The sequence below is a fragment of the Brevundimonas sp. AVps7 genome (genome assembly GCF_058681545.1).
In genome coordinates this window covers 489,324-511,163 of the sequence record NZ_CM178742.1, presented here as the reverse complement: position 1 = coordinate 511,163, position 21,840 = coordinate 489,324, and the positions used below count along the sequence as shown (strand labels likewise).

At 67.9% G+C, this 21,840-nt stretch carries 23 protein-coding genes; 13 read left to right on the top strand and 10 right to left on the bottom strand.

Annotation, left to right across the window (positions count from 1 at the left end; translation table 11 throughout):
• Positions 1-175 precede the first annotated feature (175 nt).
• From ACW17Y_RS02570 to ACW17Y_RS02545, 6 genes are all read left to right on the top strand, one after another.
• Positions 176-451: a hypothetical protein gene (locus tag ACW17Y_RS02570; RefSeq protein ID WP_298163682.1), complete on the top strand. Its 276-nt coding sequence runs from the start codon at positions 176-178 to the stop codon at positions 449-451.
• 12 nt (positions 452-463) lie between these two features.
• On the top strand, positions 464-3,766 hold the full coding sequence (gene carB / locus ACW17Y_RS02565; RefSeq protein ID WP_492037222.1) for a carbamoyl-phosphate synthase large subunit: 3,303 nt from the start codon (positions 464-466) through the stop codon (positions 3,764-3,766).
• Positions 3,766-4,062: a DUF1294 domain-containing protein gene (locus ACW17Y_RS02560; protein ID WP_492037221.1), complete on the top strand. Its 297-nt coding sequence runs from the start codon at positions 3,766-3,768 to the stop codon at positions 4,060-4,062. The genes carB and ACW17Y_RS02560 overlap by 1 nt, the downstream gene beginning before the upstream one ends.
• A gap of 67 nt (positions 4,063-4,129) precedes the next feature.
• On the top strand, positions 4,130-5,158 hold the full coding sequence (locus ACW17Y_RS02555; protein ID WP_492037220.1) for a hypothetical protein: 1,029 nt from the start codon (positions 4,130-4,132) through the stop codon (positions 5,156-5,158).
• 149 nt (positions 5,159-5,307) lie between these two features.
• A complete protein-coding gene (locus ACW17Y_RS02550; protein ID WP_492037219.1) occupies positions 5,308-5,634 on the top strand; it encodes a hypothetical protein in 327 nt (108 codons plus the stop codon).
• A 43-nt stretch (positions 5,635-5,677) separates the two neighbouring features.
• Complete coding sequence (locus ACW17Y_RS02545) at positions 5,678-6,088, top strand: hypothetical protein (protein WP_492037218.1); 411 nt, start codon at positions 5,678-5,680, stop codon at positions 6,086-6,088.
• Between the two features lie 117 nt (positions 6,089-6,205).
• Here ACW17Y_RS02545 and ACW17Y_RS02540 read toward each other — a convergent pair whose 3' ends face one another.
• Entirely contained in the window at positions 6,206-8,119 is a 1,914-nt protein-coding gene (locus tag ACW17Y_RS02540; RefSeq protein ID WP_492037217.1) for a methyl-accepting chemotaxis protein, read from the bottom strand.
• A 209-nt stretch (positions 8,120-8,328) separates the two neighbouring features.
• Positions 8,329-9,642: a dicarboxylate/amino acid:cation symporter gene (locus ACW17Y_RS02535; protein ID WP_492037216.1), complete on the bottom strand. Its 1,314-nt coding sequence runs from the start codon at positions 9,640-9,642 to the stop codon at positions 8,329-8,331.
• 70 nt (positions 9,643-9,712) lie between these two features.
• Between ACW17Y_RS02535 and ACW17Y_RS02530 the strand changes: the two genes are divergently transcribed.
• Positions 9,713-10,999, top strand: a complete 1,287-nt coding sequence (locus ACW17Y_RS02530) for a glycosyltransferase (protein WP_492037215.1) — start codon at positions 9,713-9,715, stop codon at positions 10,997-10,999.
• Here ACW17Y_RS02530 and mnmH read toward each other — a convergent pair.
• Positions 10,996-12,042, bottom strand: coding sequence for a tRNA 2-selenouridine(34) synthase MnmH (gene mnmH / locus ACW17Y_RS02525; RefSeq protein WP_492037214.1), 1,047 nt, complete (start codon positions 12,040-12,042; stop codon positions 10,996-10,998). The two genes, ACW17Y_RS02530 and mnmH, sit on opposite strands and share 4 nt — an antisense overlap.
• Positions 12,039-13,109, bottom strand: coding sequence for a selenide, water dikinase SelD (selD, locus tag ACW17Y_RS02520; RefSeq protein WP_492037213.1), 1,071 nt, complete (start codon positions 13,107-13,109; stop codon positions 12,039-12,041). Before selD ends, mnmH begins: the two co-directional genes overlap by 4 nt.
• Before the next feature lie 66 nt (positions 13,110-13,175).
• Here selD and ACW17Y_RS02515 point away from each other — a divergent pair, with 66 nt between their 5' ends.
• The 5 genes from ACW17Y_RS02515 (at position 13,176) to ACW17Y_RS02495 (ending at position 16,043) form a co-directional block, all read left to right on the top strand.
• Positions 13,176-13,397 (top strand): cysteine protease, encoded by a 222-nt coding sequence (locus ACW17Y_RS02515; RefSeq protein ID WP_492037212.1) that lies wholly within the window; start codon positions 13,176-13,178, stop codon positions 13,395-13,397.
• A 62-nt stretch (positions 13,398-13,459) separates the two neighbouring features.
• Positions 13,460-14,125 carry a glutathione S-transferase family protein gene (locus ACW17Y_RS02510; protein WP_492037211.1) on the top strand — a complete coding sequence of 222 codons (666 nt, stop codon included), beginning with the start codon at positions 13,460-13,462 and terminating at the stop codon, positions 14,123-14,125.
• 48 nt (positions 14,126-14,173) lie between these two features.
• A complete protein-coding gene (locus ACW17Y_RS02505; protein ID WP_492037210.1) occupies positions 14,174-14,389 on the top strand; it encodes a hypothetical protein in 216 nt (71 codons plus the stop codon).
• Between the two features lie 158 nt (positions 14,390-14,547).
• Entirely contained in the window at positions 14,548-15,021 is a 474-nt protein-coding gene (gene greA / locus ACW17Y_RS02500; protein ID WP_298163671.1) for a transcription elongation factor GreA, read from the top strand.
• Between the two features lie 47 nt (positions 15,022-15,068).
• Positions 15,069-16,043: a mitochondrial fission ELM1 family protein gene (locus ACW17Y_RS02495; RefSeq protein ID WP_492037209.1), complete on the top strand. Its 975-nt coding sequence runs from the start codon at positions 15,069-15,071 to the stop codon at positions 16,041-16,043.
• On the opposite strand, the gene ACW17Y_RS02490 is transcribed toward ACW17Y_RS02495, so the two are convergent.
• Entirely contained in the window at positions 15,999-16,298 is a 300-nt protein-coding gene (locus tag ACW17Y_RS02490; RefSeq protein WP_492037208.1) for a glycine zipper domain-containing protein, read from the bottom strand. The genes ACW17Y_RS02495 and ACW17Y_RS02490 overlap by 45 nt on opposite strands.
• Before the next feature lie 70 nt (positions 16,299-16,368).
• On the opposite strand from ACW17Y_RS02490, the gene trxB reads away from it, so the two are divergent.
• Positions 16,369-17,376 (top strand): thioredoxin-disulfide reductase, encoded by a 1,008-nt coding sequence (gene trxB / locus ACW17Y_RS02485; RefSeq protein ID WP_492037207.1) that lies wholly within the window; start codon positions 16,369-16,371, stop codon positions 17,374-17,376.
• A gap of 37 nt (positions 17,377-17,413) precedes the next feature.
• On the opposite strand, the gene ACW17Y_RS02480 is transcribed toward trxB, so the two are convergent.
• The 5 genes from ACW17Y_RS02480 to ACW17Y_RS02460 form a co-directional block, all read right to left on the bottom strand.
• On the bottom strand, positions 17,414-17,836 hold the full coding sequence (locus ACW17Y_RS02480) for a BLUF domain-containing protein (RefSeq protein ID WP_492037206.1): 423 nt from the start codon (positions 17,834-17,836) through the stop codon (positions 17,414-17,416).
• 104 nt (positions 17,837-17,940) lie between these two features.
• Positions 17,941-18,348, bottom strand: coding sequence for a response regulator (locus ACW17Y_RS02475; RefSeq protein WP_492037205.1), 408 nt, complete (start codon positions 18,346-18,348; stop codon positions 17,941-17,943).
• Positions 18,349-18,401: 53 nt separating this feature from the next.
• Complete coding sequence (locus ACW17Y_RS02470) at positions 18,402-19,937, bottom strand: sensor histidine kinase (RefSeq protein WP_492037204.1); 1,536 nt, start codon at positions 19,935-19,937, stop codon at positions 18,402-18,404.
• An 89-nt stretch (positions 19,938-20,026) separates the two neighbouring features.
• Positions 20,027-21,241 carry a cell wall hydrolase gene (locus ACW17Y_RS02465; protein WP_492037203.1) on the bottom strand — a complete coding sequence of 405 codons (1,215 nt, stop codon included), beginning with the start codon at positions 21,239-21,241 and terminating at the stop codon, positions 20,027-20,029.
• A 100-nt stretch (positions 21,242-21,341) separates the two neighbouring features.
• Complete coding sequence (locus ACW17Y_RS02460) at positions 21,342-21,821, bottom strand: Dps family protein (RefSeq protein ID WP_492037202.1); 480 nt, start codon at positions 21,819-21,821, stop codon at positions 21,342-21,344.
• Between the last annotated feature and the right edge of the window lie 19 nt (positions 21,822-21,840).

Sequence of the window (21,840 nt, the reverse complement as noted above, 5' to 3'; positions counted from 1 at the left end):
GCCCCGCGAGGGGCCGCCCTTTTTTCGTTGCCCCCCCGGCTCGCCGTCTTTAGACGGGCCGCTTAGCCGACAACCTGAACCGAACCTGCCGTGCAGCCTCCTGCCGACGGGCGTTCGCGCGCGAAAGAAAACGACCCTGCACGACGACGTCATCAGTCACGAAGACCGGGATGCGATGATCCGCGCGTCCTTGCTGACGCATGGCGACAGCGGGATCACGCCGCGCCACACGTTGTTCTACTTCTACGGCGAAGGCGACCATGACGACCTCAACGAGGTCGCACGTCGGGCCGGGTTCCTGACCAAGGGTCAGGACGACAGCACCATTCTTGAAACGACCATGGCGGTCGACGAGGCGTCCTTCGCCCCAGTCAGCGCCATGATGCAATCCTGGGCCGCGGCCTTCCAGCTCGACTACGACGGCTGGGAGTGCGCGGTCGTGACGAACTAAGACCAGAGCGCCATGCCCAAACGTACAGACTTGAAATCCATATTGATTATTGGGGCGGGACCCATTGTCATCGGGCAGGCGTGCGAGTTCGACTACTCCGGAGTTCAGGCGTGCAAGGCGCTGAAGGCCGAGGGATATAGGGTCATCCTGGTCAACTCCAACCCGGCGACGATCATGACCGATCCGGACATGGCCGATGCGACCTATATCGAGCCGATCACGCCGGAGATGGTCGAGAAGATCATCGAGAAGGAGCGGCCGGACGCCCTCCTGCCGACCATGGGCGGACAGACGGCGCTGAACACGGCGCTGGCGCTGGACGCCAACGGCGTGCTGGCGAAGTACGGCGTCGAGATGATCGGGGCGAAGGCCGAGGTCATCGACAAGGCCGAGGACCGTCAGAAATTCCGCGACGCCATGGACAAGCTGGGCCTCGAGTCGCCCAGGTCCAAGGCGGCCCATTCGATGGAAGAAGCCCTCGAAGGCCTCGAGTTCGTGGGTCTGCCGGCCGTGGTTCGCCCGTCCTTCACCCTGGCCGGGACCGGCGGCGGCATCGCCTTCAACCGCGAGGAGTTCGAGGAGATCGTCCTGCGCGGCCTCGACCTGTCCCCCACCACCGAAGTCCTGATCGAGGAGTCGGTGCTGGGCTGGAAGGAGTATGAGATGGAGGTCGTCCGCGACAAGGCGGACAACTGCATCATCATCTGCTCGATCGAGAACATCGACCCGATGGGCGTCCATACGGGCGACTCGATCACGGTCGCCCCGGCCCTGACCCTGACCGACAAAGAGTACCAGCGCATGCGCACGGGCTCGATCAATGTGCTGCGCGAGATCGGCGTCGAGACCGGCGGATCGAACGTGCAGTGGGCCATCAATCCCGCCGACGGCCGCATGGTCGTGATCGAGATGAACCCGCGCGTGTCGCGGTCCTCGGCGCTGGCGTCGAAGGCCACCGGCTTCCCCATCGCCAAGGTCGCGGCGCGTCTGGCCGTCGGCTACACGCTGGACGAACTGACCAACGACATCACCATGGTGACGCCGGCCTCGTTCGAGCCGAGCATCGACTATGTCGTGACCAAGATCCCGCGTTTCGCCTTCGAGAAATACCCGGGGTCGGAGCCGCTTCTGGGCACCTCGATGAAGTCGGTCGGCGAGGTCATGGCCATCGGCCGGACCTTCCAGGAATCGATGCAGAAGGCCCTGCGTGGCCTCGAGACCGGCCTGTCCGGCTTCGACGAGATCGAGATCGAGGGCACGGTTGACGTCGAGGACGACGCCTCCGCGCGCGCCGCCGTCATCCGGGCGCTGGGCCAGCCGACGCCGGACCGCATCCGCGTCATCGCCCAGGCCTTCCGCCACGGCCTGTCGGTCGAGGAGGTCAACGCCGCCTGCTATTACGAGCCCTGGTTCCTGCGCCAGATCGCCGACATCGTGCGGACCGAGGGCCACGTCCGGGTCCAGGGCCTGCCGACCGACGCGACAGAGTTCCGCAAGCTGAAGTCCAAGGGCTTCTCCGACGCCCGTCTGGCCCAGCTGACCGGCGCGACCGAGAAGGCCGTCCGTCATGCCCGCCGCGGCCTGAACGTGCGTCCCGTGTTCAAGCGGATCGACACCTGCGCCGCCGAATTCGCCTCGGCCACCGCCTATATGTACTCGACCTACGAGACCGGCGCCTTGGGCCAGATTCCGCTCTGCGAATCCGAGCCAACCGACAGAAAGAAAGCAATAATTCTGGGCGGCGGGCCGAACCGGATCGGGCAAGGGATCGAGTTCGATTACTGCTGCTGCCACGCGGCGTTCGCCTTCGCGGACATCGGCGTCGAAAGCATCATGGTCAACTGCAACCCGGAGACGGTGTCGACCGACTACGACACCTCGGACCGGCTGTATTTTGAGCCCCTGACGGCCGAGGACGTGCTGGAGCTGATCGAGGTCGAGCGCTCGAAGGGCGACCTGATCGGGGTGGTCGTCCAGTTCGGCGGCCAGACGCCGCTGAAGCTGGCCCATGCCCTGCATGAGGACGGCATTCCGATCCTGGGCACGTCGCTGGACTCCATCGACCTGGCCGAGGACCGCGAGCGGTTCCAGGTCATGCTCAACGACATCGGCCTGATGCAGCCGCCGAACGGCCTGGCCCGCTCGGCCCAGGAAGCCGCCGACAAGGCGGAGGAGGTCGGGTATCCGGTCGTCCTGCGCCCCTCCTATGTGCTGGGTGGCCGCGGCATGATGATCGTCCACGACCGCGAGCAGCTGGACCGCTATGTCGGCGAGGCCATGCGGGTCTCGGGCTCCGATCCCGTCCTGATCGACCACTATCTGAACCGCGCCACCGAGGTGGACGTCGACGCCCTGTGCGACGACGAGACGGTCTTCGTGGCCGGCGTGCTGGAGCATATCGAGGAAGCCGGCGTCCACTCGGGCGACAGCGCCTGTTCGATGCCGCCCTGGTCGCTGAAGCCGGAAACGGTCGCCGAACTGAAGCGCCAGACCGAGGCCATGGCGCGCGCGCTCAAGGTCCGCGGCCTGATGAATGTGCAGTTCGCCATCGAGGAGCCGCACAGCGAAAACCCGCGCATCTTCGTGCTGGAAGTGAACCCGCGCGCGTCGCGCACGGCGCCCTTCGTGGCCAAGACCATCGGCCTGCCCGTCGCCGCCATCGCCGCCAAGGTCATGGCCGGGGCGCCGCTGAAATCCTTCGGTCTGAAGGACGTCCCGTATGACCATATCGCGGTCAAGGAGGCGGTCTTCCCGTTCGCCCGCTTCGCCGGGGTCGACACCATCCTGGGCCCCGAGATGCGCTCGACCGGCGAGGTCATGGGCCTGGACTTCAAACGTCCCGGCGAGGCCGACATGGCCCCCGCCTTCGCCCGCGCTTTCGCCAAGTCCCAGATCGGCGGCGGCACCATCCTGCCCACCGCCGGGACTGCCTTCGTCTCGGTCAAGGACGACGACAAGCCTTTCATCGTCGAGGCCGTCGCCCTGTTGCTGAAGCAGGGCTTCGAGGTCATCGCCACGGGCGGGACCCACGCCTATCTAGAACAGGCGGGCCTGAAGGTCGGCTATGTGAAGAAGGTGCTGGAGGGTCGTCCGAACATCGTCGACGCGATCAAGAACGGCGACGTCCAGCTGGTCATCAATACGACCGAGGGCAAGCAGTCGCTGCAGGACAGCTTCAGCCTGCGCCGGTCGGCCCTGATGACCAAGGTCCCCTATTATACGACCTCGGCGGGGGCGCTGGCCGCCGCCCAGGCGATCGGGGCGATCCAGGCGGACACGCTGGAGGTTCGCCCGATCCAGGACTACGCGCACTGATGTCGTTGAGCCGGATCGACCTGTTTCTGGTCCTTCTGGCGCTCGGCAATCTCCACGCCTTCGTGCGGTTCTGGCTGGACAAGCGGGCGGCCGGGACAGGGACCTGGCGGACGCCCGAGCACGTGCTGCTGGCGTCCGCGCTGTTTGGCGGTTTCGGCGCATGGCTCGGACAGCACGGGCTGCGTCACAAGACGCGCAAGGAGCCGTTCAGAACCCGGCTCGGCCTGACGATCTGCCTGCACGTGGCGGGGGTTGCCGGGGTGGTCTGGTGGCTGCTGGGCACCGGGGCGACCTGAAGCGGGTTGAAGCCTGCGCGGCAGGTTGCAGGTGGTCATCGACCGGTCGGCGGGATAGGCTCACGCCATGCGTGTGTTTTTGTTCCTGATCGGGCTTCTGACAACGGCGGCGCCCGCGGCCGCCCAGCAGTGGCGCGATCCCGACCTGGGCCAGCGGATTATGGAGGGCGTCGCGTCGTCGGAGATCCTCTGGCTTCGCGGCGACACCGGCGCCGTCGTGCGGTTCGACCGCGCGAGCGGCGAACGGTCCGTAGTCGCGACCGGCGTTCGCGACATGCTGGCAGACGGGCCGAGCCTGTGGATTCTGTCGAACGATGGCGACGGGACCTCGACGGTCAAGGACATCCGAGGCCCCGGACAGAGGTCGCCTCGCATCAGTCTCGACCCGAGCTTCGTCGCCTTGGCCCCGCGCCCGTCACGTACACCGGCAGTGCTGCGGCTGTCCGAACTGATGACCCCGTCCGATGCGGCCGGCGGCTGGACCCGGACCCCGTTGGCCGCGACCCTGGATGCCGCATCCCATGTCGTGGCCCTGCCGTCCGGCGATCTCTACGTTGGCTACAACAAGGGCGAATGGGGCGGAGGCGTGCGGCGCATCCAGACCGATGGGACGATCTCCCTCGTCGGAACCCCGAACATGCGGTCGTGCCAAGGCGACCTGAACCCGGCCTGCGAGCCAGTGGTGGGGCTGTTTCCGGACCCCGACGCGCCGGGCTGCGTGATCGCCGGGACGGGCCTGTCCCATTTGGGCATGTCGGCCGGGCGTCTCTATCGAATCTGTGAAGGCGAGGTGGCCCCGGTCTGGCAGACACCCGTCCCCACCGAGCCGGACCAATGGATGATGGGTGCCCAGCCCTGGCCGCTGGCTGAGTTGATCGAAACCCCGGAAGGTTGGATCGGCGTCAGCCGCGACCGCTATTTCAGAAGTCGGGACGGCCGGATCGAGGAACACGCCCTGCCGGCGTTCAGAGAGTGGTCCGGCATCCGCATCAGCGAGGACCAGGACGGCGTTCTCTTCATCGTCTCCGCCTGTTGCTGGGGCGTCGTCACCAATCCGACACTGTTCTCGACCTTGGCGGTCTCTGCAGTCGACTGACGTTTCCGATCAGTTCGCAACGATTTTGGTTAGTCATCAACTGCAGAAACCGGTGACCCCGGTCACATCGGTTACGGCAATCACTGCAGATTCCGCACATACCGCATTCGCGATTCCCAACCATTCGACGCGATATCAGGAGGATGCGGATGACACCCAGAAAAAAGCATGACGGTCGGATATCACTGACCCCGATGATCGGGCTGACGGTGGCCGGCATCGTGCTGATGCCCCTCTGGCTCTGGTTTGTGATGCTGCTTGGCATGGGCGGGGGCAGCGGGATCACGCCGGCCTATCAGGTCGTCGGATGGGTCATGCAGGTCTGGCTGGCCAGCGCGGTCATAGGGCCTGTCGGCGCGTGGATCTGCTGGTACCGCCGCCAGAGGCGCTGGACCTGGTGGTGGATCACCCTGCAACTCCAGCTGTTCGGCCTGATGGTCGTGCTGCTCATCATCGACGGTGTCTTCTTCCGCTGACCCTGCGACCGTTTCCGACGCAGGCGCGTGTCAGGCTGTCCGGATGGAACACCATCGTCTGCGCAAATATCGCGGGCCGGAGACCTGGGCGCGGGTCCGGCAGGCCTATATCGCCGGGGAGTCGGCGCCGTCGCTCGTGCGGCGGTTCGACGTCGGCTACGCGAACCTTCGACGCCGCGCGATAGCCGAGGGATGGACGCGCAAGGTCATCGCCGAGAAGCTCGACCTGAAGCCGATCCGGGGCGGGGCGGATGATCCGGAAACGGGGCTGACGGCGCTGGTGGAGGCCGGAGAGACGCCGCCCATCGATGCGCATGCTGCCCTGGCCGAGGCGGTGCGACGCGCGGCCTGGCTGCTGAGCCGGGGCAAGACAGCGGACGCGACCGCCCTGCTGCGCGCCGCGACCGTGCTGGATAAGCTGAAGTTTCGAGCGGACTACAGGAATGGCCGGTGAAACGATTCACTAGCGGCGCACGGCATCTTCCATCCAGGGGACCGATGCCCCGGACAGTAAAACGGCTCCGCCTGGGGGACAGGCGGAGCCGGCACTAAAGTCCTGACCCAGGAAAAATCAGAACTCCTCCCAACCATCTTCCGACGCGACCGGCTGCGGCTTGCGGGCAGCGCCGCCGGAACCGACGGTGCGCATCTGGGCGACCGGGCGGCTGGCCGGGCGGGGCTGGGGTCGGGGTGCGCTACGAGCCGCCGGGGCCTGGGCCACCGCGCCGATCTGGAAGCGCGACACCGAGCCGGCCAGGGTCTCGGCCTCTTGCGACAGCGAGTGGCTGGCGGCGGTCGATTCCTCGACCATCGCGGCGTTCTGCTGGGTCACCTGGTCCATCTGGTTGACGGCGGTGTTCACCTGCTGAAGGCCGGTGGCCTGTTCCTGGGCCGAGGCGGCGATCTCCGACACGAGACCGTCGATCTCGGCGACGCGGCTGACGATGCGCTGAAGCGCCTCGCCCGTCTGGCCGACCAGGGTGACCCCCGCATTGACCTGAGAGGTCGAGGCCGAGATCAGGACCTTGATCTCCTTGGCCGCTTCCGCCGAGCGCTGGGCCAGGGCCCGGACCTCGGAGGCGACGACCGCGAAGCCCCGTCCGGCGTCGCCGGCGCGGGCGGCCTCGACCCCGGCGTTCAGGGCCAGCAGGTTGGTCTGGAAGGCGATCTCGTCGATCACGCCGATGATCTGGCTGATCTCCTGGGCCGACTTCTCGATCGCCCCCATGGCGCTGACGGCGTCGCGGACGACCACGCCCGAGGTCTCGGCGTCGCCCTTGGCGGCCTGGACCGTCTCGGCGGCCTGACGCGAGGCCGAGGCTGTGCGATTCACCGTGGCCGTGATCTCGTCGAGGGCCGCCGCGGTCTCTTCAAGCGAAGCAGCCTGCTGTTCGGTGCGGCGAGACAGATCGTCGGCGGCGTGGCTGATCTCGCCCGAGCCCGAACGGATGGCCGAGACATTGGTCAGGACCACCGACATCGTGTCCTTCAGCGCGTTCATGGCGGCGTTGAAATCGGACTGCAGCTTCACATACTCCTCCGGCAGGCCGTCGGCGACGCGGTAGGTCAGGTCGCCCTGGGCCAGCCGCTCCAGGGCGACGCCGAAGGATTCGACCACCAGGGCCTGCTGTTCGGCGATCGCCTTCTCGCTGGCGAGACGCTGGTCGCGGTCGGCCCGGGCCTTGGCCTCAACCAGATCGGCGTCGGCGGCGATCTTGGCGATGGCGGCGTCGCGGAAGACCACGACGGCGTCGGCCATCTCGCCCAGTTCGTCGCGCTGCCCCACGGCCGGGACGGTGATGCCGTTGTCGCCGTCGGCGAGACGTCGCATGGCGGCGGTCATGGCCTGCAGAGGGGCGGAGACGCGGTGCAGGACCACACGGGTGGCGAAGGCCAGCAGGCCGGCCGCGAACAGGGCGATGACGCCCATCACGATCAGCGAGATCTGGAAGGCGCGGGCGGCGGCGGCGCCGTCCTCGCGGGCGACCTGGACCTGGAGATCGACGAGGTGGCCGACATGAGCGCTGATCGGGTCGATGGCCGCGTAGAGTTGGGTGTCGATGAACGCGGACAGGCCCGCCGTATCGCCGGAGCGCAGCAGGGCCTCAAGCCGGGCGACCGCGGCGTCGGCGGCCGGCAGGGCGGCGGTCGCCTGGTCGACCAGTTCCTGCTCTGCCGGCGTCATCTCGGTGGACCGGTAGGCGTCCCAGTTCTCGGCGATCGTCGATTTGGCGGCGGTGATGGAAGCGAGGGCCTGGGTCGGGGTCACGGAGCCGGCCCGCGCCTTGTGGGCGGTATCGACGATGTTGACGGCGTACATGTCGACGGCCGCCTTGAGCTGCTGCATCGGCACGACGCGATCGGAGATGATCGACTGCATCCGGCGATCCATGATCGACGCGGAGACCCAGCCGCTGAGGCCGATCGCCACCATTCCCACGGCAAGGGCTCCGAGGCAGATCAGCAGGCGGGCCTTGATGGTCATTTTCACAGGACGTTCTCGCTCCACAGCCCACGGTTCAAAGACACGTGCACCTTGGCGCGAAGTCCGACCGGGTTTCGGTAACCTTGGCCGTTATTGCTTAATCAAAGATCAATGATCGCCATGGACCATGAACTGGTCGGTCTGATCAGTAGTCTTTCGTATACACTCAGTACGCGAACATACGTAGTATTACGTATACATGAGCGTTGTTATGCAGCGCGCAAGATACCTGCGCCGGGTTCAGGGTCGGCGGCGGCGTCACGACCCTCGACGATCCGCGCAGCAGCCAGGTCGGCGGTGACATTGCCGACGGTCCGGAAGATGTCGGGCACGACCTCAACCGCCAGCAGCAGGGGCAACACCTCCAGCGGCACGCCCATGGCCAGGCAGATCGGGGCGATGGAGGCGAAGAAGCTGACCTGTCCAGGAAGGCCCACGGTGCCGACGCTCACAGCCAGGGCGGCGAGGCCTCCGGCCAGCATGGCGGCCGTGGTGATCTCGGTTCCCGTCAGCTTCGCGACATAGATGACGACCGCCAGGTTCGCGACCGGCGAGGTGATGCGGAACACCGCGACGGCGAGGGGCAGGACGAGACCGGCGGTGGCGGCCGAGACGCCGAGGCGGTCGATGGCGCGCTCCACCATGATGGGCAGGCAGGCGAGCGAGGACTGTGTCGAGAAGGCGACGACCTGGGCCGGGGCGATGCCTTGCGCAAACCGGCCGAGACCGATGCGGCCAGCGAGGGTCGCCACGACGTAGGTCAGCAGGATCAGGCCGATCAGGCTGAGGCAGACCAGGGCGATGTAGTGGCCCAGAACCCCTGCAGCGTCGAGACCGGCCCGCAAGCCAACGCCGAAGGCCAGGGTGAAAACGCCCAGCGGCGCGACCGCCAGCACCCACTGGACGATGACGATCATGGTGTTGGCGACCGCCTCGAAGAACAGGGCGACGGGCTGGCGCAGGCGTGCGTCGAGCCGGGTGGTGGCGAAGCCGAAGGCGATGGCGAAGACCACGATGGCCAGGATGGCGTCGTCGGCCGCGGCGCGGATCGGGTTCGCGGGGGCAAGGCTGGTCAGGAAGGCGCCGAAGCCGCCGCCGCCGACATTGGCGGCCACCTCGCGCGCGGCCTCGGGCGGGGCGCCGGCCAGCAGGGCGGCGGAGCCCTCGGCGCCGATAGGCCACAGGGCGTGCAGGCCCAGCGACGAGGCGAAGGCGTAGACCGTGGCCGCCAGCAGCAGGAGGGCGAAGACGATGATCGCCTTGAGAGCCAGACGACCGGTCGCCGCCGCATCGGCAATCGAGGCGATGCCGGTCACCAGCAGGCTGAAGACCAGGGGGATGATCGTCATCCGCAGGGCGTTGAGCCACAATTGGCCCAGGGCGTCGATCACCGCCACGGTCCCGGTCCCGCCGGGGATGCCCCAGGCCTGGGCCGCCGCGCCCGCCGCGAGGCCGAAGACAAGGGCGACCATCACCCAGAGACTGAGCGAGGTGAAGATGGCAGCGGTACGGGAACGAGTCATGGCCCTGACGCTAGCACCGGCGTCGCGGGACGCCAGCGTGAACCTTCACAGGGGCGTGCTAGGGTTCCCCATGCCTCCTCGAGTCGTCATCGCCGCCGCCGGTTCGCTCGGCGACCTGCATCCGTTCATCGCGCTCGGGCTGGCGCTACGCGAGCGGGGGATCGAGGCCGAGATCGCCTCCTCGGCCGAGTATCGGCCGAAGATCGAAGCCGCCGGACTGGTCTTCCACGCGGTGGGACCCAGCATCGCGGAGATGGAGGAAAAACTGGGAATGACCGTGGGGCAGATCACAGAGGCCATCATCAAGTCCGACGTCTTCCTGTTCCAGCGGATACTGCTGCCTTATCTGGAGACCAGCGTCCGGCAGATGGTCGCGGTGAGCGAGGGGGCCCGGGCCATCGTCGGGGCGACCCTTACGGTCGGGGCGGGGGTAACGGCCGAGCGGCTCGGCCTGCCGTTCGTGTCCGTCCTGCTCCAACCGACGTTGGCCTTCTCGGCCTATGATCCACCGTATCTGCCCAAGGCACCGTGGCTGGCTCCGGCCGACGGGGGGTTCGGTCTGTGGCGCAACCGGACCACGATCGCACTGGCGCGGCTGATCGCCGCCGGTATGACGCGGCCTCTGAATCGGGTTCGCGCGCGTCTGGGGCTGGCCGCGACCAAGGCCAACATGGTTTTCGACGCGGGGGCCGGGGCGGACCTGGCGCTTGGTCTGTATTCGCCGCTGCTCGGCACCGTGCAACCGGACTCGCCGCCGGGCTTTTTCGTCACCGGCTATGCGCCTTACGACAGCGAGACGGGCGGGCCGGTCGTCATGCCTCGCGAGCTGGAGCAGTTCCTCGCGGCCGGATCGGCGCCGGTCGTCTTCACCCTCGGCAGCGCGGCGGTTCACATCCCGGGCGACTTCTATGTCGAGAGCCTCAAGGCGGCCCGCCGGACGGGGCGGCGCGCTGTGTTGCTGGTCGGGCCGGAGGGAGATCGGGGCGTCGCCGACGGGCCGGACGCGATCGCCCTGCCCTATGCGCCGTTCTCGAAACTGTTCCCTCGCGCGGCGGCCATCGTGCATCAGGGCGGTGTCGGGACGACCCAGCAGGCCCTGCGCGCGGGGCGACCTCAGCTGGTCGTTCCGTTCCTCGGGGACCAGTTCGACAATGCGGCACGGGTGGTGCGGCTGGGGTGCGGGGCGACGCTGGGGCGAACACGATACAAGGCGGATCGGGTGGCGACGGTGCTGGACCGGCTGTTCTCGGACCCGGGGGTGGCGAAGACGGCGGCGCGGCTGGGGGTCGTGGCGGGCAGGGAGGATGGGGCGGCGGTGGCGGCGGAGCGGATTGTGCAGATGCTTTCCCTCTCCTAGAGCGACAGGATTTCGGCGATGGCGTCCGCCGCCCGATCCAGCTCCGTCTCCGAGACGTCGCTCATCTCCACCCGCCCGATCACCGGCCGGTCGCGGCGTGCAGACATGCGGCGGTAGGCGGGATCATAGTGGTCGGCGATCAGGGCGGCGGCGAGGTCGACCGTGCGGCCGTCGCGGGCCATCGCTTTCCAACCGGCGACGGTCTCTCTGGAATGATGCGGCGGGAGGCGGCCGAGCGCGGCGTCCAGCGCCGCGACGTCGGCGGCGATATCGGCGTAGACGCGGGCGGAGAAGGCGGCGCGGGCCTCGACCGGAGCGGACAGTTCGACGACCGAGGCACGGCCCATGGCGGACCACAGTACGGGCGGGATCGTGCGGGCGCCGATGCGACTGGACTCGGCCTCGACGACCACGGGGCGGGTCGGGTCGAGGCGTTCCAGCGCCTCGAACAGCCGGCTCTCGAACATCTTCTGCGACGGCTGGGCGCGGCCGGTCGAGCCGAACAGGGAGCCGCGATGATCGGCTAACCCCTCCAGATCGAGCATCTGCACGCCGCGTTCGGCGAGGCGCTGCAAGAGCGCCGTCTTGCCCGACCCGGTGCCTCCATCAAGCAGGACGACCGACAGGGTGTGTTCGCCATAAAGAGCGGTTTGCACCTGTCGGCGCCAGGTCATGTAGCCGCCGTCCAGCACCGTCACCGGCCAGCCGATCTGGTCCATCACCGCGACCATGGCCCCCGACCTCTGGCCGCCGCGCCAGCAGTGGACCAGCGGGCGGAAACTGCCGTCGCAATCCTTCAGCGCGCCGTCGAGATGGGCGGCGATGTTGCGAGCCACTTTCGCCGCGCCAATGCGGCGGGCGAGGAATTTCGATTGCTGGACATAGATGGTCCCGATCTCGGCCCGTTCCGCGTCGTCCAGGACTGGCAGGTTGATGGCGCCGGGGATGTGATCCTCGGCGAACTCGGCGGGGCTGCGCACGTCGATGATGGCGTCGAAAGCGGCGCGGGCCTTGGGCGACAGGTCGGTCGTGCGCCGGATCAACTGACCCGCACCCCGGGACGCTCCACCACCCGACCGATGACAGCGGCCCGGTCGAAGCCGGCCGCCCGGATCGTCGCCAGCACGGCGTCGCCCGCCTCGGCCGCGACGGCGACGAGCAGGCCGCCCGAGGTCTGGGGGTCCGTCAGCAAATCGCGGCGCCAGTCGTCGAACCCGGTCGGCAGGGAGATCGCCTCGCCATAGCTGGCCCAATTGCGGCCGGAGGCGCCGGTGCGGACACCGTCCCGCGCCATCGCCTCGACCCCGTCCAGCAGAGGCGTCGCGCCGGCATCGAGCTCCACACCCAGCCCGGATCCGCGCGCCATCTCCAGCGCATGGCCGAGCAGGCCGAAGCCGGTGACGTCGGTCATGGCGTGGACATCGTTCCTGTCGGCGAGATCGGCGCCGACGGTGTTCAGCCGCGTCGTCGAGGCGATCAGGGCCGCATAGCCGGCCGCGTCGAGCCGTTCCTGTTTCAAGGCCGCGCTGAGAACGCCGACGCCGAGCCCCTTGGTCAGGATCAGGACATCGCCCGCCCGCGCGCCGCGATTGGTCAGGACCCGGTCGGGGTGGACGAGGCCCAATGCCACCAGTCCGTAGATCGGCTCCACGCTGTCGATCGAATGGCCCCCGGCGACGGGAATGCCGGCCTCGGCGCAGACGCTGGCGCCGCCCGCGAGGATCCGACCGATGGTCCCGGTCGAGAGGACGTTCACAGGCATCCCGACCAGGGCCAGGGCGAAGATGGGTCGGCCGCCCATCGCATAGACGTCGGACAGGGCGTTGGTCGCCGCGATCCGGCCGAAGTCGAACGGGTCGTCGACCACGGGCATGAAGAAGTCGGTGGTCGCCACGAGGGCCTGCTGGTCGTTCAGCCGCCAGACGGCCGCATCGTCGCTTGTCTCGGTCCCGACCATCAGATTGGCGAAGGCCGCCGCCTGGGGCGTCTTCGACAGGATGTCGCTCAGAACGCCCGGCGACAGCTTGCAGCCGCAGCCTCCGCCGTGGGCCAGGGACGTGAGGCGAGGTTCGGGCGTGGTCATGGGCCCGGTGTGGGCGAAAGCGCGCACGGTTTCAATCTCGGTGAACCTGAGCCGGGCCGGACCGTTATTGCTCCCGAACTTGAGGAGATAACCATGGCCCTGTCCCGTATCGCCACCGTCATCGGCGGCCTTCTGCTGTCAAAGGGCGGACGCGGGTTCGCCGGCCGGCACGCCGGAAAACTGGCCCTGGCCACCCTGGCCTATGAGCTGTGGCAGAGCCGCCGGACGGGAGCGACGCCGAACCTGAACCGCGCGGGGCGCGCGTCTCAGGCCCAGGGGCATCCGCGTCAGCGCTGGAGCGGCCGCACCCGCTGACGGGCCTTGCCCTCCCCGGCGTCAACCCGCCAGGGTGATCGAAACCCGGAAAGAGCCGCGCCATGATCGTCGTCCACCACCTGAACAACTCCCGTTCCCAGCGCGTGCTGTGGCTGCTGGAGGAGATGGGGCTCGACTATGAGGTCAAACGGTACGAGCGGAACGCCGACACCATGCTGGCGCCGCCCGAGCTGCGCGCAATCCATCCGCTGGGCAAGTCGCCGGTCATCCAGGACGGCGACGTTATCGTCGCCGAGACGGGGGCGATCGCCGAATATCTTCTCGACGCATACCCGGGGCATGGGCTGAGGCCGACGGCCGGGACGGCGGCCGGGCGGCGTTACACCTACTGGCTGCACTATGCCGAGGGGTCGGCGATGACGCCCCTGCTGCTGAAACTGGTGTTTGGCGCCCTGCCGACGCGGTCTCCCGGTCTGGTGCGGCCTCTGGTCAAGGCGATCTCGAACAAGGCGCAGGCGAGTTTCATCGATCCGCAGATCGCGGCCCACACCGCCTACTGGGAAGGCGAGCTGTCGAAGTCGCCGTGGTTCGCCGGCGACGCCTTCTCGGCCGCCGACATCATGATGAGCTTCCCGCTGGAGGCCGGGGCCAGCCGCGCGCCCTATGGGCCGGACAAGCCGAAGCTGAAAGCCTTCCTGCAGACGATCCACGCCAGGCCGGCCTACCAGCGGGCGCTGGAGCGGGGCGGTCCCTACGCCTACGCCTGACGGATCGCGGGCGTCGCAACCCGCGGCGAACGAGCGCGTTTAACTGCCATGCAGTTGAAAACACTCCAGATCGCGGCCGGCCTTGGCGCGGCCATCGCCTTCCTCCTCGCCTTCATGGCGGCGGGAGCGATGCTGGCGTCCCTCCTGTTCGCTGTGATCGGCGCCGGATTGATCGCCTGGATCGTCTATGGCGTGGCCAGGACGATGCTGGATCGGCGGCTGTCGCACGGTCGTCACCCCGCCGTGCGACCTCCTGCGGGCTGATCCGCGGGGCCCCTCCCCGACCGGACCTTGAGTTTCCGCGCCGGGCGCCCTAGCTTCTTCGGCCGGTCGCGCGCGCCCAGCGACCAGCGTATTCGCCAGAGTTTCTCTTAAGTCCCCTCTCCGGTTTACCGGGCGACAAGTCAGAAAATCACGACCACATGGAAAAAGTGCCGATGACGGCCGAGGGTTACCGCTCCCTCGACGATCAGCTTAAGCAATTGAAGTCGGTGGAACGTCCCAGCGTTATCGCGGCGATCTCGGAGGCCCGCGAACACGGCGATCTCTCGGAAAACGCCGAGTATCACGCGGCCAAGGAACGCCAGGGCTGGATCGAAGGCTCGATCGCCGAGATCGAGGACAAGATCAGCCGCGCCCAGGTCATCGACGTGACCAAGCTGTCGGGCGACCAGGTCAAGTTCGGCGCCACGGTCACCGTGGTCGACGAGGACACCGAGGAAGAAGGCCGCTACCAGATCGTCGGCGAGCACGAGGCCGACGTGAAGCAGGGCAAGATTTCCATCTCCTCGCCCATCGCCCGCGCCATGATCTCCAAGGCCGTCGGCGACACCGTCGAGGTGAACACCCCTGGCGGCGTGAAGGCCTACGAAATCCTCAAGGTCGAGTGGAAGTAGGGCCAAAGCCCCTTCGTATCGCGGTCGTCTCGGACGGCCGCGCCGGCATGGAAAATCAGGCGCTCGGCCTCGCCGAGGCGGTCGCGCGTCTGACTCCTGCGACCATCGACATCAAGCGCGTGCGCTGGCGGCCGGTGTTCGACTGGCTGCCGGTCGCGATGAAGGCCCGCTGGATGCTGGCTTCGGCGTCCCCCCTGCCCGCCGATGGCGAGGTCTGGCCCGATCTGTGGATCGCGACGGGGCGGGCGACACTGCCGCTGTCCCTGGGCGCAAGGGGTCTGAGCGGCGGCCGGACCTTCGTCGTCCAGACCCAGGACCCGCGCCTCGATCCCGCGCTGTTCGACCTGGTCGTGGCCCCTGCCCATGACGAACTGAGCGGCGCCAATGTCGTCTCCATCACCGGGTCGCCTCATCGCATCACGCTGCAAGCCCTTGCCGACGCCGCGCCCGCCTTCGCGGACCGGCTGGACGCCCTGTCCGGTCCACGCGTCGCGGTGCTGATCGGGGGGGCCTCGAAGGCCTTCGACCTGACGCCGGAGCATGCGGCGTGGCTGGCGGACCGGATCGCGGAGGCGCTGCAAGCCTCCGACGGATCCCTGATGCTGACCTTCTCGCGCCGCACGCCCGAGGCGGCGAAGGTGGTGATGATCGAAAGGCTGAAGGGCCTGCCCGGCTGGATCTGGGATGGCGAGGGGGCGAACCCGCTGTTCGCCTTCCTCGACGCCGCCGACCACATCCTCGTCACCGAGGACAGCGCCAATATGGCCGCCGAGGCCGCCTCGACCGGCAAGCCCGTGCATGTCCTGCCGATGGTGGCGCTAAGACCGCCGGGGAAGTTTGCGCGGCTGCATGCGGACCTCATGGCGAAGGGCGCGACGCGGCCGTTCGGCGGGGCGCTGGAAAGCTGGAGCTATGCGCCCTTGACCGAGACGGACCGGGCGGCGCGCGAAATCCTGAAGGCGATGGGTCGCCAGGCGTCAGTCGCCTCCGCCTCCGCCTCCGCCGTCTCCACCACCGTCTGAGCCGCCATCCGCGCCGTCGTCAGCCTTCGACCGGCCGCCGCCGTCCGCCGCGAAGGGCGCGACGCCGCCGTCGCCATCGCTCTTCCGCCGGGCCTTGTCCCGCACGTCCGCCGCGGCCCCGAGCGCGATTCCCAGCGCCACCCCGACGCCGATCCCGAGGGCCAGGTTGCCCAGGGCGACGCCCAGGCCCGCGCCGATCGCCACCCCCAGGGCGAGCCCGATGCCGATGAAACTGCGTTGCGGTTGGGTGGCCATGTCGCGTCCTTCCACGATTTCCGTCGCACCTGACATCGCACAGGGCGGAATCAGCGACTAGATAGCACTCATGAGCACTCCGAGAACGATCCGCGTCGCCATCATCGGTTCCGGCCCCGCCGGCTGGACCGCCGCCATCTATGCGGCCCGCGCCAACCTGAACCCCGCGGTGATCGCCGGCATCCAGCCCGGCGGCCAGCTGACCATCACCACCGACGTGGAGAACTATCCAGGCTTCGCCGAGGCCATCCAGGGACCCTGGCTGATGGAGCAGATGAAGGCCCAGGCCCTGCATGTCGGGACCGAAGTGATCGAGGATATCGTTGTCTCCTGCGACCTGTCGCAGCGTCCGTTCCGGCTGAAGCTGGATTCGGGGACCGAGTTGCTGGCCGAGACGGTCATCATCTCGACCGGCGCCCAGGCGAAATGGCTGGGGCTGGAGTCGGAGCAGAAATACCAGGGCTTCGGCGTCTCGGCCTGCGCGACCTGCGACGGCTTCTTCTATCGCGGCAAGAACGTCGTCGTCGTCGGCGGCGGCAACACGGCGGTCGAAGAGGCGCTGTTCCTGACCAATTTCGCCGCCAAGGTCACCGTCGTGCACCGCAAGGACGAGTTCCGCGCCGAGAAGATTCTGCAGGATCGCCTGTTCGCCAATCCCAAGGTCGAGGTCATCTGGAACCACGCGGTCGACGAGATCCTCGGACAATCGGACGGCATCGCGTCGAACGTCACGGGCGTCCGCCTCAAGCACGCCCAGACCGGGGCGACCCAGGAAATCCAGACGGACGGCATCTTCATCGCCATCGGCCACGCCCCGTCGTCGGAACTGTTCCAGGGCCAGCTGGAGACCAAACAGGGCGGCTATCTGGTGGTGAAACCCGGCACGACGGCGACCAATGTGGAAGGCTGCTATGCCGCCGGAGACGTCACCGACGACGTCTATCGCCAGGCGGTCACCGCCGCCGGCATGGGCTGTATGGCGGCGCTCGAAGCCGTGCGATTCCTCGCCGAGGAGGACCACGCGAGGGCACACCATCCGATCAGCCACCGCGAGGCGGAGAAGATCGGGGTCTGGTGATACGCTTGCTCCTCCCCTTGCGGGCAGGGGGATCGGATCAGGCCTCGGACCCCTTGGACATTTCGGGAGTGGCTCGAACCCGGCCGATCACGTCGCCCGGGGATCGCCGGCCCTCGAGCATGGCGTCCTGCTCGGCGATCGCACGCGACAATATCTCGGCATAGGCCTCGAGGCCCGCGCCGGTATCCTCGAGAAGCAGCGCCAGCAGAGACACCTCGCGCGGGGCCAGGCGCGGACTGACCATGTCCCAGTCGCCGAACGACCGCCGCGTGGTCAGCCGTCTTTCGATTATGGACAAGCCCGTATGCCGGGGATCTCTCAGCAGCTTCGCCATCAGACCATCCAAGGCGGCGTCCGGGCCCTCGATGATCTGGACAAATCGACCCTCTACCGCAGTGAGGACGCCGGTGACGCCGTCGCGGGCGTTGCCCAGCCTCGCTTCGTTGAGGATGTCGGACATCTCCAGTCCGCTCGCGGCTCCGTCACGGCTCACGCTGCAATAGAGGATCTGCGTGACCGGCGTGGTCGCGCCTTGCAGTTCCGGGGATGGTCCAGGGGCGAGGGTCAACCGAAGAGCTGGAGTTCCGGCGGAGCGTATTCGACCGGCCGGCCCGCGCGGCGGCGCAGGGCGTAGTCGACGGCGGTCTGGACCGCGCGTTCATCCGTCGGCTTGGACAGGACTCCGATCGTGCCGGCCACGCCCTCGCGGACCATCCCCGGGTTGGCGGTCATGAACAGGACGGTGACGCCCATGTCCTGTCCCAGCTCGCGGCCCAGGTCGATGCCGGTGGGGCCGTCGGACAGGTGGATGTCGACGAGTGCGAGATCGATATCGTTCTCGGCCGCCACGCTCCGTGCGGATTTCGCGTCCGCGGCAGTCGCGATGACCTCGTGGCCAAGGTCTTCCAGCACGAAGCGGAGTTCCATGGCGACGAGAGCCTCGTCTTCGATAATCAGGATACGCGCAGTCATGGCCTTGTTGTGTCGGTTACCGAACTCCTGGAACGCGTGGGCGCCCGTCCGGTTCATTTCTTTTTCAGTGCGGCACGACGCCGGGAAAGCGCCGTAGCGGGGAGGTCCGCCTCCAGAACCAAACCCGCTGGCTCCCACCTTCGTTCCAGCTTTCCGCCCAATTGGCCCTCGACGGACAGGGTCGACAGCGCAGTGCCGAACCCTTGCCGGGCGGGCGTTCCAGCGATGGGCGGGCCTCCCTGCTCGGTCCAGGTCAGGATGAATCGGTCTCCTTCGTTGCGCGTGCGCAACAGCACCCGACCGTCCGGAAGAGACAGGGCGCCGTATTTCGCGGCATTGGTCGCCAGCTCGTGGAACAGCAATGCGACCGAGGTCGCGGCCTGGTCGTCGAAGGTCGCATCGTCGCCTGCAAGGACGACCCGCGAGTGGCCGCTGGCGTCGACATAGGGTTTGAACAGGGCGCTCAGGAAGGTGTGCAGGGTCGTGTCGCCGATCAGGGGCTGGGACACTTCGGAGTGGGGCCGGACGAACTCGTGAGCGCGTGCCAGGGCGTTGATCCGGTCGCGCACCGAGCTGGCGAAGACCTTGGCCTCCGGGTGCTCGCGCGCCGACAGGGCGATAAGGGACGAGACCACGGCGAAGATGTTCTTGATCCGGTGACTCAACTCCTGGCTGAGCAGGTCCTTGCCCTTCTCCGACTGCTTCAGCTCCTCGATGTCCGTGCAGGTGCCGAACCAGCGGATGATCTCGCCTGACTCGTTCCGGATCGGCGTCGCCCGGCCCAGCGTCCAGCGATAGACGCCGTCGGCGCGCCGCAGCCGGTATTCAATCTCATAGAGGTCGCCGGTCGCCAGCGAATGCCGCCAAGTTTCCCACGCCCTCGCCTGGTCTTCGGGGTGGAACATGTCGTTCCAGCCCTCTCCGTCGGTCGAGCCCGCCGGCACGCCGGTGAACTCATACCAGCGGGCGTTATAGTAGTCATGGAAGCCGTCGGGCAGGGTCGACCAGACCATCTGGGGCATGGAATCGGCGATGGCGCGGAATTTGGCCTCGCTGTCGGCCAGAGCCTGCGCACCCTCTTCCCGCTCACGGATGGCTCGGCGAAGCTCCAGCTGGGCCATGACCTGACCGGCCAGAACCTCCAGCGTCTCCGACTGAAGAGGCGTCAGCCCTTCGGGACGCGCCCGGGTGTCGAGGACGCACAAGGTGCCGAGCGCGTGTCCGTCGGGGCTCTTCAGCAGCCGCCCGGCGTAGAAGCGCAAGCCTGCCTCGCCGGTCACCAGAGGATTGCATTGAAAGCGGCTGTCGTGGGTCGCGTCGGGAATGACCATGCCGTCGTCCTGCAGCAGGGCGTGGGCGCAGAAGGAGGTGTCGAGCGGCGTCTCGCGCACGCCGAGACCTGTCTCGGCCTTGAACCACTGACGTCCCTTGTCGATCAGATTGACCACGGCGATCGGGGCGTCGCAGATGCGGGCGGCCAGATGCACGATGTCCTCGAAGGCCTGCTCCGGCTCCGTATCAAGAATCCCGTAGGCCCGCAGCGCCTCCAGCCTTTCGGCTTCATTCCAGGGCGTTGCGGCAGCGGTCAAACAGAGCACTCCAAGCGGGGCAATAAGCCAGATGGAACTCTAAATGCCTGATCCGGCCGGACGTTGCACGCTCTGTAGAACCCCCGACCTTAGTTGGCCGGACGACCGACCTGTTCGACGTCCATCGTCACAACACCGGCAGGCGCAGGCGTCGCGGCTGGGGCCGGCGTCGCAAGCGGCGGCGCCTCGAAGGCCTGAAGGCGGGCGTTGATGGCCGCGATATCGGCAGCGGTCGCCTGACGACGTCCGCCCAGGCTGGCCACGCCCACGACCCGGGTCTGGCCGTTGATCTCGACCGTGCGCAGGTTCATCCCGCCTTCGGCCAGGACGGTGGCGTCATCGGGTCCGGCCTCGGTTGCGTCTGCTGAGGCGGTGATCAGGCGAGGGCGTGAGAAGCGCGCCTCGTCGATGGTCGGCTCACGTCCGGCATAGGTCTGTTTGAAGGCGGCGGTCTCTCCGGCGAGGCCTTTCCAGCGATAGAAGATGTGCGCGCCGATCTGGGTGATCTTGCCGAGCGTCGGCGCCCACCAGGGATGGACGTAGTCGGCGTGATAGTGGGTCGCGGTGCCCACCTTGGTCGCGACGTACCCGGACAGGGCGCGCTCGGCGACTGTGCGGGCGCGGTTCCATGCCCAGCCAACGGGAGCCTGCGACAGGGCGCCGTCGCAGGTGAAGCTGAACTGGCATCCCGTGGTGCGCTCGGCGCCCTCGAAGACGACGCCGCAGACGGTGTTGGGATAGTTGGGATCCCGGACGCGATTGAGAATGACTTGGGCCACGGCCTCCTGGCCCTCTGTGCTTTCCAGCGCAGCCTCATAGTAGACGCCCTGGGTCAGGCAACGCAGGGCGCGGGCCCGGTCCGCCAGGGTGGCGGATGCCAGAACGAAGGGCAGAGCGGACCGCAGGGCGCCGGCGGCGGCCGGCATGGCGGCGTTGCGCTTCTGGGCGTCCAGACCGTTGATCCCCAGTTCCAGAGTGGGCCGGCCTGCGAGCGTCAGGCTTTCCCAGCCGGGCGTCAGGCCCAGCAGGGTGGCGCGTTGCTCATTGGGGTCGAAGCGGATCGCCAGGGCCAGCTGGGCCGGGTCCATCCGCGCGCTGAGGGCCGCAAGGCCCCGCGCCGAGAGATCGCCCTGGGTGATGCGGGCCACGGCCTCGGCCGTGCGGTCGCTCGCCGGGCGCACCGTCGAGCTCGCCGCCATCGCTACGCCGAGCGCCGCCACCGCCGCAGGCGCTGCCGCGGCATAGCGACGGGCCAGGGTCTTCACCCTGTGCCAATCGACGGACTTGATGGATGCGAGCGACATTCGTTTCCGGGATTCCGACGCCGGAGCGCCGTGTAGCAGGGTCTTTGGTCCCGCAACACGGCGCTTTTCAGGCCACGGATTACGGTTCGTTGAGACGGATCTAGCGGCCGCCGAGGGTCGAACGCAGCATCCAGGCGAACTTCTCGTGCGCCGCCAGACGCTGGGTCAGGAGGTCGACGGAGACGTCGTCGCCTTCGTCGTCCGCCGCCTTCAGGGCCGCGCGGCAGGTGGCGATCAGGGTCTCATGGTCCTTCATCAGCTCGGTCAGCATGGCCGAAGCATCCTTGTCCGGATCGCCGTCCTTGATCGACGTCAGGTTGGCGAAGGCGGAATGCGCCTGGGGCGCGAACTCGCCCAGCGCGCGGATACGCTCCGCGATCTCGTCCAGCGCCGCCCAGATCTCGCGATACTGCTGCTCCAGCAGATTGTGCAGGGTGAAGAACTCGGGGCCCCGGACGTTCCAGTGATAGCCGTGCGTCTTCAGATAGACGGCGAAGCTGTCGGCCAGCACCTTGGACAGTTCCTGCGCCACTTCGCTGCGCTCAGCCTTCGTCAGGCCTGTGTGGATCGTTGCGGTCATGCTTGCTCCTTTGGCGACA